Source organism: Microcoleus sp. FACHB-68, assembly GCF_014695715.1.
Lineage (GTDB): Bacteria > Cyanobacteriota > Cyanobacteriia > Cyanobacteriales > Oscillatoriaceae > FACHB-68.
Genome location: NZ_JACJOT010000006.1, coordinates 852,533 through 872,712, shown reverse-complemented (window position 1 = coordinate 872,712; position 20,180 = coordinate 852,533). Strand labels below are relative to the sequence as shown.

Below are 20,180 nucleotides of genomic sequence, written 5' to 3'. Positions count from 1 at the left end.
CCTCTCCCTCTCTAACTGCTTTTAGTGGTTGCGTAATATCCTGCCGGCAAATTGAACCTGAATCAAACCCGGTTTCTGAGTAGGGTGCGTGAATTACGCATCCTACTCAGTTGCGAGGTTGCAAGATAGGGAGACACGCTTTAATTTGGGTTCTCCTGTATCGGAATTTCTATGACAAACTTTGCACCTTGTTCGGGATCAGAAAAACACTGTAAATTCCCACCGTGTTTTTCTACGACAATTTGATGCGAAATCGATAAGCCTAAGCCTGTGCCTTTACCCACCGGCTTGGTTGTGAAGAAGGGTTCAAAAAGTTTAGATTGGATTGCTTCTGTCATCCCCGGCCCGTTATCTTGAATTTGGATGGCTATGCAGTTATTCTCGATTAGTTCTGTGCGAATCCGAATTTCTTTTTCGCTGGTGAGTCTTGCTTCTTGCATCGCATCAATCGCATTGGCAAGCAGATTCATAAACACTTGATTGAGTTGGCCGGCATAACATTCAACTAAAGGCAATTCGCCGTATTCTTTCACCACCACAATCGCTTTTTGTTCTCCTTTGGGTTTGAGCCGGTGTTGCAAAATCATTAGGGTGCTATCAATGCCGGCGTGAATATCTGCCGGCTTTTTCTCGGCACTATCGACCCGCGAAAAGTTGCGTAACGACTGCATAATCTCTTTGATGCGATCTGTGCCAACTTGCATGGAAGACAGCATTTTTGGCAAGTCTTCCATCAGAAATTCCAAATCAATTTCTTCGGCATCCTCTAGAATTTCATCGGGGGCTGCCGGTAAATATTTTTGATACAGTTGGAGATGGTTCAGCAAATCTTTGACATACTGAGTTGCGTGATGCAAGTTGCCATTGATAAAACTCACAGGGTTATTTACTTCATGAGCAACACCGGCAACGAGTTGTCCTAAGCTTGATATTTTTTCGGTTTGAACGAGTTGGGATTGAGTTTGTTGCAGTTTGTAGAGAAATTGTTCAAGTTGTTGGGATTTTTCTCGCTCTCTTTCATACAAACGAGCGTTTTCTATAGAAATAGAAATTTGAGCCGTTAAGAGGTTTAAAACTTTTAGCAGATCTGGAGTAAAAGCTCCCTTTGTCAAGTTATTTTCTAAGTAAAGAATGCCTGTGAGTTTACCTGAATGGATGAGGGGAGAACACAAGATAGATTTAGGTTGGTTGCCGGCAATATAAGGATCTGCTGCAAAAGTACCGACATTGGAGGCGTCGTCTAAAACGAGATTTTCCCTGGTTCTTTCCACATAGTTGAGTAGAGAAACTGGCAATTTTTCTTGAGCGTTGCTTGAAATAAATTGTGTAACGGTTACATGATCTTCACCGACGAATCCCTCGGCTTCTATCACCCATTGATTTTCTTGCTGACTGAGGAAGAAGCCTTTTTGAGCACCGGCATTTTCAATGACAACTTTCATCAATTTATTCAGCAGGTTACTCAGAACAATTTCACCTGACAGCACCAGAGATGATTTGAGAACTGTGTCTAAATCGAGAATTTGAGCGGTTTTGCCAATTGAGGAAGTTGTCTGAGTAATATCAAGGTCTAGGGTTGCTTGCTGAGGCGTCCGGAAAATCAAGTGGGGATACCTTTCATCTAAGTCTTTAACTTTGGCAGTTGCTCCCCAGCGAATGTAGCCGTAGTAAGCTTCTGTCATGTAAGTTTTGGCTACTTTTTCTCTGCCACAAGCGAGGTAAAATTCTGCTGCTAATTCATTACCGAGCGCTTCTTCTTGGATATATCCTTGTTCTTTTGCTCCTTGAATGGCGCAGTCGTAAAGCTTCATCGCTTTAACCTCTTGCCCCAAAACCCTCGCTTTTTCTGCTTCAACTAGGAGATATTTATGCTGATAATTTTCTGGAGCTTCAACAGCCCATAGCTTCAGTTTTGTTTGATTTAAATTGACTAGCTTCAACGCTTGCTTTTGAGAAAGCTGAATTTCATTCGTTTCCCGATCATCGCAGCTTGAGCAGAAACCGAGCAGTGCAAGAGAATAGTAAAAATTGTGTTCTGAAAGTATTAAGAACCCAGAAATGCCGGCTGCATATTGTTCCGCTAAAGATGCACTTTCTATTGCTCCCTTGTAGTCTTTAAATAGATAGGAAAGCATTAATTTGTAAAAATAGGTTATAAAAAGAGACGTGATAATATTTGCCTCTTTAAAAATTCGCAACATTTCATTTTCATCAAAGCTTTGCCCAATTAAACTGCATCGGTTTTCAGATAAATCGAGTAAATTTAAGACAGCTTGCTGGCTTATGCTAATCGAATGAATGACGTACTCTTGTTTCAGCTTTCGCATTAAATCAATGTACTGACGCTGGTGAGCGCTGACTTTTGGCAAATGCTCACCCTTTAGAAAAATGTAGTGACAGTAATTGATTGCGCTGTAGCCTGTATACTCTATATTTCCAGTTTCTAAACTAATTTGCAGTGCTTCAACAAAAGGCTGAATAGTCTCTCTGACATGATCTTTCCAGTGCCGGATAAAGGCATTAAAGATATTAATGCCTTTACATTTTAGCTCTCTAGCATCAAATTGATCCAACAGCCTGATGCCAAGCTGGCCAAATTGATATCCAGAATTGATATCCCCAAGTGCCCCACACAGCAGCCAGCCGTAAAGTGTATAGCCGTAAGCAGACAGTGGAGAATTTCCATAACGGACAGCAAGATTGACCATTTTAAAGGTCACAATTGGAAATAAACTTGGAGCCGTAAGAAAAGCAGGAACGAGGACAGCGATCAAGATCCGCATAGCCGCAAGCTTATAAGGATCGGTCATTTCTGGCAACTGAGCTAGATCCTCAATTTGCTTGACGTTTAGGGTAAGCTTTGTGCGAAGCACTCCGACTAAAATGTTTATCTTGTTGGGATTTTTAGGAATAAACACACCCAGCATTTTTAACACTTCTAAAGCTGTGTTAATAGCTTCTTGCATCAAATTTTGAGCAATATAAAATTGGATTTTTATTTCATAAACTTTGACTTTTTCGAGTAGGGATTCTGCTTGTCGTAGAACAATTTCAGAAAGCTGTTTTGCCTGCTCGTAATTAGTGTTTAAATATTCCACTTCCACGGCTTCAACATGGAGATCCCGCGTCAATTCATAGTAATTTTGCCACCCTGACGCTGGGAGAAGTTCCAAACCAACATTCGCATACCGCACAGCCGCTTCATAAGCGGTTGCTGCCTTGGCTTTCCGTACTGCCATTAAATTCAGTTTGGCAAGTTCCTCTTTTTCTGAGGGATTCTTGATAAATTCAAGTCCGATATTCAGTTGGTTGACAATATCAAAGATATTTTCTTCTAAAGCAGATTTAGCTGTTTTTTGCAACAGCAACTGACCAATTTTCAGGTGTACGGCTTTTTTCTGGTCTTCAGGAATTAGAGAATACGCTGCCTGCTGCACGCGATCATGTAAAAACTTGTAGCCAATCCTGACATTCTCTACCAGCAAATCTCCCTGATGTTCTTTATCAAAAAATAGGGGAATTTTGTAGGCATTGCTCAGTGGCAAAATCAAGCCGGCTTGTAGCGCCTCCCACAGCTCATTGGCGGTAATTAACATTGATGTCTCGTTAACAATTGCCAAAACATCTAAGTTAAAAGAGTTCCCGATGCAGGCGGCTAATTTTAAAACCTGCTGTGTCTCTAGGGGGAGTTTTTGAATATTTCTGGCAACGAGTTCAACAACATTAAAATCTGTAATGCCGATGGCTTGGATTTTTTCCATATCCCACAGCCAGCAACCTTCCATAAAGTCGAAATTCAGCAAGTTTTCTGAGTGTAGCGTCTGCAATAATTGGGTTAAGAAAAAAGGATTTCCTCCCGTTTTGTTGAAAAGTAACTCAGCGAGGGTTTTTGAGCGGGTTTCTGAATGAAGGGTATCGGCAACTAATTGATTGACGTTTTCAAAGTCTAAAGGTTTGAGTACAATATTATTAACCGCAGCACCGGCTTTTTGAATTTCTTCTAAAGTTAGCATTAACGGATGCGTTGGGCTGACTTCATTATCCCGATATGCCCCGATCACCAACAAATACCGGCTATCTGTGTCAGTTATCAACAATTGAATTAATTTTAAAGACGCACTATCCGCCCACTGCAAATCATCTAAAAAGAGAACCAGGGGGTGTTCTTTGGTGGTAAAGACATGGATGAATTGTTTAAACAGCCGGTTGAAGCGATTTTGAGATTCTGCCGGCCCTAAATTGGGAACTTCTGGTTGCACCCCAACAATTAGTTCAACTTCGGGAATTACATCCGTAATGACTCGCCCATTCTGAGCAAAAGCAACTTCTAATTTTTCTTTCCAAATCGAAATTTCTTCAGGATTTTCTGTTAAAAGTTGTCGAATCAATGCTTGAAATGCTTGAATGATGGCGGCATAGGGGATATTTCGCTTGAACTGGTCAAACTTGCCGGCAATAAAATATCCTCGTGCTTTGACGATGGGTTTGTGAATTTCGTTAACAACACTGGTTTTTCCAATACCGGAGTATCCGGAAACCAGCATCATTTCCGCTTTGCCTTTTAGGTGAAAGTTTGGCTCTAAAATTATTTGTTTTTCTGAAGAGTTATCATCTGAACTCACTCCTACGCGAAGGAAGGAATCTAGCAAAGTTGCTACATCCGCATCACGTCCGTAGAGTTTTTGCGGAATCAGGAATTGACCAGATTTATCTAATTTGCCCGGAACAAATTCCTCGATTTTACCTGTGGTTTGCAGTTGCCTCAAACATTCTTCTAAATCTGCTTTGAGTCCCCAAGCATTTTGATATCTGTCTTCAGCGGTTTTAGCAACTAATTTCATCACGACATCCGAAACCGCTTGCGGGACTTCTCTATTAAGATGGTGAGGAGGAACCGGCATTTTAGCGATATGACAGTGGATCAATTCCATTGGATCGGTGGAATCAAAAGGCAACTGACCTGTTAGCATTTCATAGAAAGTGATTCCCAGAGAATAAAAATCAGTGCGGTAGTCCAAAGAACGATTCATCCTGCCGGTTTGTTCGGGCGACATATAGGCGAGGGTGCCTTCTAGCAAGTTGGCATTGCTAAGGGTTGGGGTTTCTTTAGATAAGCGCGATGAAATGCTAAAGTCAATAAGTTTTATTTGCCCTGTTTGAGGATTAAGAAGGATATTATTGGGTTTAATATCTTTGTGAATAATGTGAGATAAATGCAGATGTCCTAGCGTATGAGCTAGGTTTATTGCCACCTGAAGAACATCAGATAAAGATAATCTTTGATTGTTGATTAATTCTTTAAGAGGCAAGCCGGCAAAATCTTCTAAAATTAGGGCGTAGCTGTGCTGGTAATTTTGGAGTCCATAAGTTTTGATAACCCCTTCTATAGATAAAGGTTGGATGATTTTATATTCATGTCTTAAGCGGGTAATTTCTTCAATTGTAGGATACTCGGCTTTCAGGGTTTTTATGATGGCTGAGGAGTTATCTGACTCTTTGCGTCCCCGGTAAATAACTGTATTGGCACCTTCATGAATAGTTTTAAGGATTTGGTAGCCGCTCAGAAAAATGGTCATTTTTTCGGTTGATTTAATTGTTTGAGTTTGGTATAGTTGCATTGAACCGATTCTTCGGAAAAAATCAGAACTTCAAAAAAGCTGAAAAATTTGCTAACAAATTTACTTCCCCTCAAAATTGCTAAATGCTTTGAGGGATAGTCAAGCCGGCCTCTCATCAAAGATGGAGGTTTTTTTGGGCATTCGTAAAATAATCGACCTTGCAGACGATGCCCATGTAGAAAAAATATTATGTATCTTTAACTACTTTAAAGCTTAAATTAAAAAATAATTAAACCTTAATAAATCTTAAGAATACATTATGTTCACTAGATTGATAGACTAAGTAGTTGACCCCAAAAAATAAAGGGGCTGGTAGAGTTTTACTCGAAATTCACCCTCAATGGTGCTGGTTTGCAGGAATTCATTAAAAGCTTCCCCTAGCTTGGAGGCTTGCCCTCTGAGCTGCTAGCCCCTCAAGTTATAGGTAATTCAAGAGTAAAATAAGTCTGACCTTTACCACTTTCAACCCAAAGTCTTCCCCCTAAATGTTCTGCCAGTTTCTTTGCTAGGGCCAATCCCAATCCAGTCCCGCTTTGCTTCCAGGGATCGGCATTGGGAATGCGATAAAATTTATCAAAAATATGGGAAAACTCACTCGCCGGAATCTCGATGCCGGTGTTACTAACTTTTAACTGTAGCATTCCCGATTCCATTTGGGCTGTAACAGTAATTTCTCCCTGCGGTGGCGTGTATTTATAGGCATTATTTAATAGTTCTTCCAAAATGCGCCCTAATGCCGACATATCGGAAACAAGGGGAGGCAAATCGGAAGCAATTTCAACGCGCAAGATTTGCTGCTGCTGCCGAAACCGCTGCTCAACAGGCTCAATGACATGAGAAATCCAATCTTGTAAATGAATCGACGTTAGCATTAAAGGTTGAGTGCCGGCATCAAGATACTGCAAATTTAGCAAATCATTAATTAAACTAATTTCTTTCTCCGATTCATCTCTTAATATCTCAAAATAGCGAAACACCTGGCTAGCCGCTGCCTGGGCTTCACCCGTTTCAGCACCTAGCTTCTTTTGTCGATTCATGGAAACTTCTAACATTTGCAAGGCCATTTTCATGTTAGACATGGGTGTTCGTAATTCATGAGAAACAGTATTTAAAAAGTCATCCTTCAGCCGATTAAGTTTCTCAAGTTCCTCCACTTGTGCTTGAGCAGCTTGGAAAAGTCGCGCTTGACGAATCGCGATTGCACATTGATTTGCCACTTGCTGCACCAGCCGAATTTCTAGCTCATTAAAACCATCATTCGGCTGCTTGAATAACCACATATCACCCAGCACTTCTTCATTATCAAAAATCGGACACGCCAGAATAGAAAGCGGTTCGCGGAGGCTAGCGATGAGTTCGCAAAACTGGAAATATTGACCTTGCAGCAGCTGGCGGTAGCCTTCTGGAAAGTCCGCCATTCGTATGATGTGCCCTTTAGCGGAGGATAGGCGGGGGGTGTACTCATAGCTGATGATCGCTGTGCCTTGGTTGAGGTCGTACAAAGCTGTATCGCAGCCATCAATGCCCAGCACTTGTGTTAAGTCTTCCACCGCTGTTTGCAAAATCTGGCTTTCGTCTAGACTGTCGCGCACATGATCCGTGACTCGTTTGAGCATGGATTCAAAATTCAGCGCTTGTTGCAGTTGGCGAGTACGTTCCCGCACTTGACTTTCGAGATCAACGTTGAGCAACTGCACTTGCTGGTAGAGTTGTGATTGCTGAATTGCGATCGCTACCTGGGTTGCCAGTTGCTTGATCAGATCGATTTCCAACGTCTGCCATTGCCGGGGTGCACGGCAGTGATTGACAATCAGTAGTCCCCACAACTGATCTCCTTGCAGAACGGGGACAACTAAAGTTGCTCTAATTTGAAGTTGTTCGAGTAAATCGATGTGGCATTGGGAGAAACCGGCTGCATAAATATCATCAGTTGCCTGAATCCGACCGTTCCTGTAGGGTTCAACATAAGTTGCTGCAAAATAGCCGTCGTTGATTTTCGTGCCTAAAATCGGCGTCCAGCCAGAACCGACAGATTCTACAACGATCACCCCGCTCCAATCTGGCTCAAATCGATAGATGAACACTCGGTCAGTTTCTAAAAATTCTCGCACCTCCCCTACGGTGGTATTGAGAATTTCATTTAAGTTCAAAGACTGGCGAATGCGCTGGGAAATTTGTCTGCTCAGTTTCTCCCGTTCAGTTTGCTGTCTCTGGGCGATTTCTGCTTGTTTGCGTTCGGTAATGTCGTGCTGAACTGTTGCAATACAAAGCCTTTCGCCGGTTTGCCGATGCTTGACGACAAAACAACTTCTGTAAACCTCGATCATTTTGCCCGTCTTAAAGTGACGAAGTTGGCCCTCTCCTTCCCAATGGCCGGTTGTCATGAGTGCCGGCAACGTCACTTCACAAAACTGTGCCCAGGCTTCCTCAGAAAAGTAATCAGACAATTTTTTAGCAAGCGCTGCTTCTAAATTGTCTAAACCTACCAATTTTTGCCCCGCTTCATTAACGAAAATAATTTTTCCTTCTAGGGAAGACATTGCAATAAAATCGGTACTGTTTTCAACCAGTGAAGCCAGCTTTTGCCATTCCTCCTCTGCCCGCCGGCGTTCGGCGGTTTCTTGTTTTAAGAGTCCATTGGGTAGCGTGAATTCGGCTGTGCGTTCCTCTACTCGCCTTTCTAACTCGTTGTGAGCTTTTTGCAGTGCTGCTTCTGCCTGTTTACGGTCGGTAATATCTTTCATAAAGCAGTGATGCCCGATGAATTGCTTCTGGCTATCAAAGGCGGCAACCATCACTAACTGTTTGTAAAAAATTGAACCATCTTTCCGCACACCCTTGGCTTCAACTTCTACCTTGCCATCTCTTCGCATTTGCTGGTAGGCAGCTATCATCTTTTCTTGATCTTCAGGATGTACAGTTACCTGCCATTCCATGCCTATCATTTCTTCCGGTGTGTAACCGAGTGTGCCGGCATCAGCTTTATTAACAGCAATGTAACGCCCTTGCTTGTCTAGCCGCGAAATGCCTTCCACCGCGTATTCCAGTACAACTCTGGTTAACCGAAGTTCGTTTTCAACTTGCTTGCGCGGGGTGATATCTTCGCAGATGAGGAGGAGCGAATTGCTATCAGCTTCTGGCACCGCACGGGCAATTGTTCTCATCCACAAAATGTTGCCGTCTTTGGAGATTTGACGCAATTCCCAATCGCAACTTTTTATGGAATTTTCAAAGATAGCTTTTAAGTTTGCTTGCAGTTGTTCTCGATCTTCAGGATGAGTAATATTAAAAATCGATTGTTCCGTTAGTTCCTCCACACCGTAGCCTAAATGAGTTGCCGCAAATGAATTAACTGTCTGAATAATTCCTTCTGAGTTTACGGTAAAGTGACCGACGGGAAGATTTTCGTCTAGGGTTCGGTATCGCTGTAATTCTGCTTTTAACCGGCACAGTTCTTCAGATTTAGACAATTCGACATTTAAATCTTGATTTGGAAGTTTGAAAGAAGGTTGATCCTGAGAATCTTTCATCCATTTTAAATTGTGAAGAAAAATCATTCCTAAAACTTGCTATTTTTGATAAAACTAGGGATTTATTATTTTGTATTTTGGTTTAGAAATTTTGCCACAAATGAATGCGGTGCTATTTTTCTTGCAAACCTAAAGATATCCTATCGCTGATGCTCTGGATTATAGCTTTCCAGTTTATAAAAAATTGGTTAAGGTTGCTTCCCCTAGAACAGGTTGAAGTCAAGTCTTTAAGTGAATCGAGAAAAATAATAAAATCTCTACACCGGCTTCTGCCATCTCCTGATATGCCGGCTGCCCATACTCGCGAAGAACTCTCCCGCTCAATTGTAGAGATGTAGCAAAGTAAACGGTATCGGCTATTCAGTTCTATGAGGTGAGAAACATAAACTAACCCAGCCGGCATAGGCGATCTGAAATCAAAAAAACCGGCTCTACAATTATTCTTCGTAATATTCATTAGGTTCAGCTCGCTTGCGTCGCTTCGGCGGCAAGTAAGTCGGTCGATCGTTCAGGGGGTGAATTAGTTGTACGGTACGAGAAGGACGCTGCTGTTGTGAGAGCAATGTTATCGCTGCTGCTAGCACAATTCCCCCCATCACCGTCACAATCGCGCCGCCTAACGCCCAGAGGATGCCAGAAAGCATGGGATTTGCCGGCTGCTGAACGGAAACCATCCCCTGATTTGGGTAATTTGGGGAACTTAAGGCATTGACTTTAGCCTGCGCCGATAGGGTTTGGATCAGCATTTGCTGATTCTGGATTTGAGCTTTGAGCTGTTCGATGTCAGTCTTTTGCTGATCCATCTGAGCTTTGAGCCGTTCCATGTCGTAGCGTTGCTGTTCTGTATTGGAGCTTGTCTGTGCCGGCAACAGCGGCGGCGGCGGTAGAGGCGTATTGCTCGAAGACAAGGCAGGCGGCGGCGGCGGAAGAGAATTGGGGGGGTAAATTTGGGCTGGCGTTCCTCCTCCTTTCAGCAAGAGCAAAGCCGCAATCCCAGCGAAGGCCGTCCCTGCCAGAAATGCCATACTATCACTCATCGCCCTTACCTTTGAATCACGACGAAACCACATCCAGTTGATGCACTCTAACTTCCATCAATTTAACCTTAAGCAGCCACCAAAAAATAAATTCTTGATTTTTTGACAGTCTGTGAGTCAAGAAGTCAATTTCAACACATTTTTACCACTTCCGATTGATAGCTTTTAACTATAGTTTAAGCAGGAAGTAAAATTTCAGAAAAAAACTTGATATTAAATAATGAGCGATTCAACGAATTCTACATCAAATAAAAGATGTGCTGCCGGATCTGCACTCTGACGTTTCAGACTGCATCCATTGCGTCAAGTACCCGGACAAGTTTAACGTTTTTTCAACAAAACAGCCGGCAAGCGCGATTAAAGACAGCCTACTTCACTCCGGCGGGTTTAGGAACTGGACGGGTGGAAGCAGCCCCAACTTCAGCGCTGGCAACTTCTTGGGTGATGAAATTGGCCATCTGAGCTGCCTTTGATTTATCCAGAAATGTAGCGATCTCAATATACGAGCCTTTGCCAGAGGATTTCTGTGTCACAGAGGCATTGGGACAGTAGGACAGAATTTGAATGTAGTGCTCCTTGGTATATTCCACTAAAACCGGATACCAAGTCTGAGTGCCACCGGGATCGGGATCACTACACGAACTTTTTGGACTACCGGCTGTCGGTTCCCCAACGGTTGCACTGCCAACTTCGCGGTTCATCAAATCCGCAAACGCTTGAGCTTTGGCTTGATCCCCAAAAGACCCCACCAGGACAGCAGGGTTGCCGGCTGATGCTTTGGGTGTGATAAAGGTATCACGGCAGTAATCAGATTGCACCCGTTGCAGTGCTTCGGGGCTGTATTCAATCAAAACTGGATACCAACGCTCAATGCCCTCGGCATCAGGATCCTGACATAATTTTCTGGGAAAATAGCCGGTTAAATTAATGTCTAGCTTGTACGGTTTCGGCTCACTGCCTTGTGCAGGGTTGAGCTGAAGGTAATAGTCTCCAGACGAAGAAAGCAAGCCTTCCCAGCGTTCCACCGGCTTCACAGGCTGATTCATCGGTTGTCGATCTTGGTTGAGGACGCTCATTAAAACACCTGTGCCGGTGAGGGAGGCGCTTAAGAGTTGCCATTGTTGAGCAGGAATCAGGTAAGTGAGGGTTTGATTAGGACTGAGGGTGCCTTCAACCGTGGTTATTTTATCTGGCACCACGTTGAGCGGTTGAGGCGTTGCATTCGGTTGTGGGGAGGAGGGGGCGCTGGTAGACGCTGCGGGTGTTTGGGTGAGGGTTGCCGGCACTAGGGGACGATCCATCAGGGATCGGATCGCCGCCCAAGAACCAATGCCGGCGGTTAAAACCAGGCCGGCGCTGAGCACATACGCCCAAGGATTGCCCCAAATCGAGGGTTGAGGAGTCGGGCGCTGGGGTTGAGTGGTGGTTGGCAGTCGGGTATTGGGAGCGGGGAAACTCAGCAATAAAAGAGCGCCTGCAACTTCACGCGCCGACTGGTAGCGATTTTCTGGGCTGTCACTCAACATCCGATTTAAGATGCGGGCGAACTGGGGACTTGCCGGCACGAAAGACTGCCAATCTTCAATAAGTTTCGTGTTATCAAATAATTCTTGCGGCTTTCGCCCGGTGAGCAGTACAACGGCTGTCACTGCTAAAGCATAAAGGTCATTACTGGTCGCGTTTTTGTCAGCTGGGGGAGTTTCTACCTCTGCCGGTTGTCCTCCTGCTGTTGCGAGCTGTTTCAACCGGCTCATCATTTCATTTACCACACCGAGATCGATCAGCACCGGCAGAGGCGTTGCTGGTGTCGATGTGTCGTTATCCTCTGGCAAAATGGCGCGGCTATCGGTTGCCGGCAAAATTATATTTTCTGGAGAAATTCGCCCGTGGCTGATTCCCATGCCGTGCAGATATTCTAAGGCCGGCAGCAGTTGCAGCAGCAGTTGCAAGACTTCCTCTTCGGAAAAGGCACCCCCAAAGGGCAGCGTCTCCTCATTCGTTGTGCCGGTAAGCGCAGAAGAGCGGGGTGCTTTGCGCTCGTTTAGCAGCGTCGCGTAGCTTTTCCCCTCTATGTAGTCTTGAACGAGAAACAGACGGTTGTCCTGCTCAAAAGTGGTACGGAACTGGGGAATTTGCGGGTGGCGAATGCGAAATAAGGCAAAGACTTGCTCTCGGAAGCGTTCGTAAAATTCGGATTGATCGGCAACCCCTTCGGGAATCAATTCTTTGAGCGCACACAACTCGCTGTCGCGTTCTAGGTCTTTGGCCAAATACGTGCGGCCAAATCCCCTAAGACCGAGAAGGTCGATTAAATAGTAGCGATTTTGCAAGACAGTCCCAAGGGGTATGGGTAAACGCATGACAACTCAGGTGGCTTAAGGGTAAATGCCGGTGACAACAATTCTACCGGATCGAGTCTAGAGTACATTTAAACCCCATAGCTCAGGTTGCAAAAATATCTGTGGGGATTGGGGCATGGGGCATGGGGCATGGGGGATTGGGCATGGGGGATTGGGCATGGGGCACTCAAAACACTCTTTCCCTGTCTTGTGCGGTTCCTGAAACGGATAACATAGATTAGCTGCTCATTATTTGCAGGTATTTTATGAAAAGAGGTGCTTATCTGTTCTCACTTGTGAGCAGTATAGCGCTGTGCTCTTATACAAATACTCACATAACTGCACAAATCGTTCCCGATGGGACGCTGCCGGTTAATTCTGTTGTCACGCCTGATGGCAATACCTCAGTGATCACCGGCGGTACGGCTGCAGGGGGTAATTTGTTTCACAGCTTCAGCTCATTTTCTTTGCCGGCGGGCAATCAAGCTTATTTCAATAACGCCCTAACTGTTGAAAATATCTTTGGCAGAGTTACCGGCAAGAATCTTTCTAACCTTAATGGCTTAATTCGCGCCAATGGCACCGCTAATCTATTTCTAATCAATCCCAATGGAATTATTTTTGGCCCCAACGCTTCATTAAATATTGGTGGCTCATTTTTTGCCAGTACAGCAGACCAGATTAATTTTAAAGACGGCAGCTTTTTTAGTGCGAAGGAACCCCAATCGTCGCCTTTATTAACCATTAATGTGCCGGTTGGCTTACAATTTGGCAATTCATCAAATGGGAGCATTGTCAATCAATCCGTTGCCAAAGTTGGTGAGCAAGTTGTGGGTTTGCAAGTGAATGCCGGTGAAACTTTAGCGCTTTTGGGCGGGAATGTAACTTTAGACGGCGGACATCTAACAGCACCTCAAGGGCAAATTGAATTAGGCAGTGTTGGTGAGCAATCTTTGATCAGACTCATCCCAACAGAAACAGGAATTGCTTTGGGATATGAAGATGTTCAGGCTTTTAAAGATATTCAATTGTTGAGACAATCTGTTGTTAATACCAGTGGCGCAGGTGGCGGTGCAATTCAGGTACGAGGAAGGCAGATAAATCTCACTGATGGATCGGCCATTATTTCCAATACGCTAGGACTGAATAACGGAGGCGGCATTGTTATTGAAGCCGAGCGATTTCTTGTGCAAAACGGTGCATTTGTGTCTAGTCTGACTGCGGGTGCCGGTTCTAGCGGAGATTTAACCGTGCGAGCTTCCGAATCCGTACACCTAACAGGAAGCGGAAATTTTATAGAAACTTTACTCTCGATCTTGAATAGAACATTTGACTCCAATAATATCCGTGATGGTATTTTTACTGCAAGCTTTGGTGCCGGCAACTCAGGAAACTTAACGATTAAAACGAGCCGGTTTACAGCCGAGAATGGAGCCTTAGTTTTATCCTCTACTTTCAATCAGGGGGAAGGTGGAGCGTTGAGTGTCAACGCAACTGAGTCAGTCAATATTGTAAATGCTGGATTGCTCACGGGTACAGGTGGACCCAAAGCTTCAGGAGATTTGACAATTACCACAACACGGTTAAACCTCCTTGAGGGGGGCGTGTTGGCAACTAGCAGCTTAGGCGAAGGGAGAGGAGGAAATATAACGGTAAATGCGGCTGAATCAGTAGAAGTGATTTCACCAGGGGAACCCATTTTTATACCAATAAATGGCTTTTTACGGCCAATCGCATTAGGTTTGAGTGCAATCTCATCTGAGTCCTTTAGTTCGGCAGACGCTGGAAATTTAATTATTAATACAAAGCGCTTGGGTGTTCGTAACAATGGGCTGATCAAGACTAATACTACTGGTGAAGGATTGGCTGGAAAATTAACAATTAATGCTTTAGATAAAGTCGAAGTAATGGGAAATTTTTCAGTTATTGCTACTAGCAATTTTGGAGCTGTTACAAATAGTTTTAATTCAGCCGGCGATCTGAGAATTGAGACTAAGCAATTAATTGTTAGGAATGGAGGGCAAATACAAACTGCAACTTTTGGTAGGGGCGGGGGTGGGAATTTGTACATAAAAGCTTCAGAATCAATAGAATTGAGTGGGACTTCTGTAGATAAGAGTAGAGTCAGTGGTTTATTAAGCAGTTCTCAAGAATTTGGAGTTGAAAACGTAGGTAATGCTGGCAACATTAAGATTGAGACGGGGCGTTTAGTTGTCCGAGATGGAGCCAGAATTAGTGTCAGCGGGGAAAGGACAGGAAATGCAGGAAACTTAGAAATCATAGCCAATTCTATTTATCTGGATAATGGCAGTATTAGGGCAAGAACTGGAGCTGGTGATTTTGGCAATATTCTAATTCAATCAAATGACATCCAGTTACGTCGAGGGAGCAATATTGCCACAGATGCCGGCAACAGTGATGGCGGTAATATTCGGATCACAACCGGCACCTTAGCCGCTTTGGAAAACAGTGATATCACAGCCGACGCACAACAAGGCAGAGGCGGTCAAGTTTTTATCGATGCTCAAGGAATTTTTGGCACTGCCTACCGGCTACGACAAAACCTAGCAACCAGTGATATTACTGCCACGAGTGAACTGGGCGTTCAATTTAATGGCATTGTAGAAATTGATCTTTTAGAAGTTAACTTAAATGCTGGATTAATTGATTTGCCAGCTAATTTTGTGAATGCTGAAAGGTTGATTGTGCTCGGTTGTGAAAGTGATGGAAATGCCAGCCGGTTTATTAACACCGGCACAGGGGGTTTACCTCCTGAACCCAGTGAGGCGCTGGCTAGCAACGCATTTTGGGATGATTTACGCCCTCTGAAGCCGCTTGAAACCGCCTTGGTTGCTGAAATCACCCCACCCCGCACGGCTGCGCCCGATACCCTTGTGGAGGCTCAAGGCTGGGTGAAGGATGGGAATGGCAATATTGTTCTCACTGCCGATGTGCCGGTTGCCACACCCCACACTCCTTGGCAAACATCTGCCGGTTGTGATGGAAAAGGGACTAGGAAGTAGAGGGGGAGAGAGACAAAATAGGTGTCTAACCCACCAGATGCTTAAGATCAGATTTTAAGAAACTTATTAACGGGAGAATCATCCACTGATTAACTTAAACAAATTTTGGGTAAAAAAATCTGTCTTGTTTGACGCTGATCAATCTTTTATGAGCCAGAAATTTAGATTTCTTATCATCGCAATATTAGGGCTAATTTTAACGCTGAGTGTACCCCTGCGAGTGCATGGAAGGATTGAGAAGCCGGCCTTAAATATTGAATCTAATTGTACAGACATTCAAAACCTCTGTTTAATAGCAATCAGCCCCCAACCTTCAGCAGAAATTCTGTTGCAACAAGGCATAGATGCTTATAAAGCTGAACGGTTTGCAGAGGCAGCAGATTTTTGGGAAAAAGCGCTACAAGAATTTTCCGAAAGTCCCCTGAATCAAGCTTTAGTCTTGAATTATCTTTCGCTAGTATATCAGCAATTAGATCAATGGCAGCCGGCGGAGGAAGCAATTTTCAAAAGTCTTAATCTTTTAGATTCCCATAAATCTCCAGACAAATTGCCTATTTTGGCGCGAACTCTCACTACTTTGGGGCGGTTCCAATTAGCCCAAGGAAAGCCGCAAGTTGCTGTGGAAACTTTACAATCAGCCACAAAAACTTATGAGAAAATTGGGGATGAAGAAGGCAAAATAGGCAGTCTAATCAATCAAGCTCAAGCTTTACAAGATTTAGGATATTATCGGCAGTCATTAAAAACGTTAGAATCTGTTAAATTAACCTTAGATAATCAACCTGATTCCGTTAAGCTCACTGGCTTACTAAGTTTAGGCAATTCTCTAAGAAAAGTAGGCGATTTAGACCATTCTTGGTGCGTTTTAAACGAGGGTTTAGCAGTCGCTAAACGGGTACAATCTCCACAGCTTATTGCGAATATTTCTCTTAGCTTAGGGGATACTGCCCGAATTTTAGGTAACAAAGATCGAGAGCAGTATAAAAATATAGTATTTGGTCAGCAGAGCACTCCTTTAAAGATTCCTGAAAACTGTAATGATTCTGCCAAAATCAACAATAATGCTTTAGGATTTTACCAGCAAGCTCAAGCCTTCTACCGGCAAGCCAATGAAACTGCCTCCACTTCATCTCTAGCAAGCATCCAAGCGTCTCTTCAGCTAGTAAGCCTTTCTCTGATTATAGCAGAGGTTAAAGAATGGAAAAATTACTGGATACCTGCACTCGAAGAAGCTCATGAGTTGTTGCCTCAGCTTCATGCACAGATTCGTGATTTAGCCTCAAGCCGACAAGGTATTTATTCTCAAGTAATTTTAGCAGAATATTTGACTAAATTTAAACAATTAGCTAAAGTCTCTGATTTCAAAACCAAGTCTTTCAATTTTCCCACCGATGAAGAAATTGAGCAGCTTTTACGAACAGCCATTCAACAAGCAAAAGATTTAAAAGATGATCGATCAGAAGCATACGCGCTTGGCTACTTGGGTAAGTTTTATGAACAAAATCAAATGTGGGTGAATGCTAGAAAATATACAGAAGCCGGTTTAAATAAATCTCAAAGTATTTTTGCCTCAAATATTACTTATCAGTGGCAATGGCAGTTAGGACGAATCTTAAAAGCGCAAGGAGATACATCCGGTGCAATTACTGCCTATACTGAAGCTGTCAACTCTCTTCAAGATATCCGCCAGAATTTAGTCGCCATCGATTTAAACTTAGCCGGCATCAAATCTGACTTTCAATTTGACTTTCAAGAAAAAGTAGAACCTGTCTATCGGCAGTTATTCGATTTGCTGTTGAGTTCGGGAGAAACTGAAAACTTGAAAACTGCTATCAGTGTTATGGAATTGTTTCAAGTGGCTGAATTAGAAACTTATTTGAAGTGCCGGCTGCTGCCATCTAATCGAGTACAAAAATTCAAAACAGTGGGAGAAACCCAACAAGCATTAGAAGAAAAACTCGCAGAAATTCATAACCTCGATCCAGCAGCCGCGCTCATTTATCCAATTATTTTAGATGACCGTATTGAAGTTATTATCTCCTTTCCCGACCAATCAATCAAGCATTATCCATGTTTTATATCTAAATCAGAGGTTGAAAAAAATCTTTACAATCTTCGTACAAACTTATCCGCAAAACCACACAAACCAGAAAAGCAGATTCAGCGGGACTCTCAAGAAGTTTATAAGTGGTTGCTGCAACAGCCTGAATCTATGCTAGCCGAGAAAAATGTTAAGACATTAGTATTTGTGTTAGATGGATCTCTGCGAAATATCCCAATGCCGGCTCTTTACAATCAGGCAAAAAAACAGTATTTAGTTAAAGACTATGTGACTGCTCTATCTCCTGGCTTACTACAACTGAATCTGAAGCATTTTTCTTGGCAAAATTTAAAAATATTACTAGCCGGCAGAACTAGCAATGCTCCTCGTTATGGATTTCCCAATCACTTGCCGGCTGTCAAAGCAGAATTAGTTGGAATTCAAAAAACATTTTCAAATCAAAAACTATTTCTCGATGAAAATTTTATTTGGAATAAGGTGACAAAAAGCCTGAAAAACTCTAATTTTTCCGTTCTGCATATCGCCACTCACGGTAAATTTAGTTCTAACCGGCAAGAAACCTTCATTCTCGATTTTGAAAATAAACCCCTGAACATGGATAATTTAGATAGCTTATTTCAAGACGAAGATCCCATAGAATTGCTCACCTTCAGCGCTTGTGAAACGGCGGAAGGGGATAATCGAGCTGTGTTAGGACTTGCAGGCTTAGCCGTGAAATCTCAAGCACTCAGTACCCTTGCAGGATTGTGGCAACTAGACGATAATTTTAGTGCAAAATTAATGATTCAATTTTACGAACAATTGAAAACAAGCGGAACCAAAGCTAAAGCACTCAATGCAGCTCAGCAAACACTTTTACAAGAATCATCAGAATTCAAGCACCCTTCCTTTTGGGCACCTTACATTATTGTCGGAAATTGGCTGTAGCGTGATAAGTTTAACATCAACCATTCATCAAAAAATCTTCACCTTAACTTCTAAACCCATCTGTGTTTATCTGTGTGCATCTGTGGTTAAAAAACTCCTAAAATCCTACTACTTTCTGTGCCTTATCAAGCTTTATTATCTGAATTTCCGCTTCTGCTTGCGCCGCTATATTTCCCGTAGATATTGCCAAATCAAGCGCTTGTTTGTAATGCTTCAAAGCTTGTTCATACTGCCCCACCTGCATATATAATTCGCCGAGGGTGAGATAAACATCTGCTGTTTCCATTACTCCCTTAAGCGAAGCTTCTAAAATCGCAATCGCATCAACATTAAGATTGTACTGCCGATAAAGCCCAACTAAAGCGAGAACTTGCGCTTCTTCAGCAAACCTTTTTTCCTCAATCTCTTGTTTTCTCTTTCTGACAACTTCAGCTTCATCTTCATCAAGCGTCGAAAATCTTACAGTTTCCTGCGCTAAATTTTCAGTAGATTTGTTATTTTCAGCGATAATTGTTAGTGAATAAGTATTTCCGTATTGCAGCTCAGACTCTTCAGACGGATAAGCCAGTTCAGTTCCCGTTACACCGGCTCTTGTCCAATTTACCCCAACTCCTTCCAGATGTAGTGTATAACTGCTGGCTCCATCAAACCCATCCCAGCGAAACACCGGCCTGAAATTGAGCAGTGCAGTATTATGGGAGGGAGTGATAATGTTTAACTGCCCCTGATTACCACGAGGATTCGGAATAGGACCATCTGGAGAGGAGATCGAGTTGCTTGGTTGGGGACAGTGAGCGCTGACTTCCCACGGTTTGCCAGGAGGCACACTGATAAAATCATTCTTCTCAAAACAATGGAAGGCGGCATTAGCACTGCCGGCTACCTGCAAACGATCACCGGCACAAAGCTTCGCACCCAAACTGGTAGGCGAAAATTCACCCACTCCAAAACGCTGAAGCCGCACAGTATCAGTCGCCTGGATTATATGTCCAATATGAACACATTCGCGCTCGGCAGCTTGTGCCATCACCGGCATTCCCCCTACCTCTGTGTTTTTGCCAGTCTTCCAAGTAGCGGCCAAGATTAGGGTAACAGGGATTCCTATTAATACTTTAAGTTTCATTAATTATATTGTTCGGCTACAAATCGTGGGTTGCTCATCGTAGTCTAATTAGCTGATTCAGGACTGCGACAAGGGCAAGCGGATCTTAAGTATTGTTCCCTAAAAGCGCCGACCCTAACACCAAAACTTTCTTTACTACCCTTGCTAGAGCGAAAAAAATATTCCAATAGTGAGGAATGTAACTAAAGATTGATGACTCAAAGGCTATGCCGTCAATCAATATTTTCGCTCCAGCTTTTGCAAACCGGCTGCCTTCTTAATCATACCATTGACAGAAATCGACCTCGCTTTTTTAACTCACAACTATCTTGAGAAAGAAGCTTTGCCACTCTCGAAAGCTCGTAAAAATTTTGAATGAAACCTCAGCGTGTATCGCTCACCCTGATAGTAAGCATCAAATGTTCCTATGCCTCTAAACCCAAGAAATCCGAGAGATTTATCCCAAAATCTAAACTATTAAGAAAAACCTAAATTTTAAAAAATCCCCTCTACCGGCATAGCGCAACTGTACCTCACGATAT

7 protein-coding genes are annotated in these 20,180 nt (G+C 43.2%); 2 read left to right on the top strand and 5 right to left on the bottom strand.

The genetic code is table 11. From position 1 onward, the window contains the following. Positions 1-140: 140 nt before the first annotated feature. The 4 genes from H6F73_RS08045 to H6F73_RS08030 all read right to left on the bottom strand — a co-directional run bounded on the left by H6F73_RS08045 (position 141) and on the right by H6F73_RS08030 (position 12,545). A complete protein-coding gene (locus tag H6F73_RS08045) occupies positions 141-5,618 on the bottom strand; it encodes an ATP-binding sensor histidine kinase (protein ID WP_242072366.1) in 5,478 nt (1,825 codons plus the stop codon). Between the two features lie 413 nt (positions 5,619-6,031). Further along, positions 6,032-9,175 carry a PAS domain S-box protein gene (locus H6F73_RS08040; RefSeq protein WP_190758227.1) on the bottom strand — a complete coding sequence of 1,048 codons (3,144 nt, stop codon included), beginning with the start codon at positions 9,173-9,175 and terminating at the stop codon, positions 6,032-6,034. 410 nt (positions 9,176-9,585) lie between these two features. Beyond that, positions 9,586-10,173 (bottom strand): hypothetical protein, encoded by a 588-nt coding sequence (locus H6F73_RS08035; protein ID WP_199330448.1) that lies wholly within the window; start codon positions 10,171-10,173, stop codon positions 9,586-9,588. 380 nt (positions 10,174-10,553) lie between these two features. After that, the gene (locus tag H6F73_RS08030; protein WP_190758225.1) at positions 10,554-12,545 is read right to left on the bottom strand and encodes a serine/threonine-protein kinase; all 1,992 of its coding nucleotides are present in this window, start codon (positions 12,543-12,545) and stop codon (positions 10,554-10,556) included. A 245-nt stretch (positions 12,546-12,790) separates the two neighbouring features. Between H6F73_RS08030 and H6F73_RS08025 the strand changes: the two genes are divergently transcribed. Together H6F73_RS08025 and H6F73_RS08020 are read left to right on the top strand one after the other, a co-directional pair. Next, entirely contained in the window at positions 12,791-15,547 is a 2,757-nt protein-coding gene (locus tag H6F73_RS08025) for an S-layer family protein (RefSeq protein WP_190758224.1), read from the top strand. A 148-nt stretch (positions 15,548-15,695) separates the two neighbouring features. Further along, complete coding sequence (locus H6F73_RS08020) at positions 15,696-18,536, top strand: CHAT domain-containing protein (RefSeq protein ID WP_190758223.1); 2,841 nt, start codon at positions 15,696-15,698, stop codon at positions 18,534-18,536. Positions 18,537-18,633: 97 nt separating this feature from the next. Here H6F73_RS08020 and H6F73_RS08015 read toward each other — a convergent pair whose 3' ends face one another. Next, a complete protein-coding gene (locus H6F73_RS08015) occupies positions 18,634-19,659 on the bottom strand; it encodes a tetratricopeptide repeat protein (protein ID WP_190758222.1) in 1,026 nt (341 codons plus the stop codon). Between the last annotated feature and the right edge of the window lie 521 nt (positions 19,660-20,180).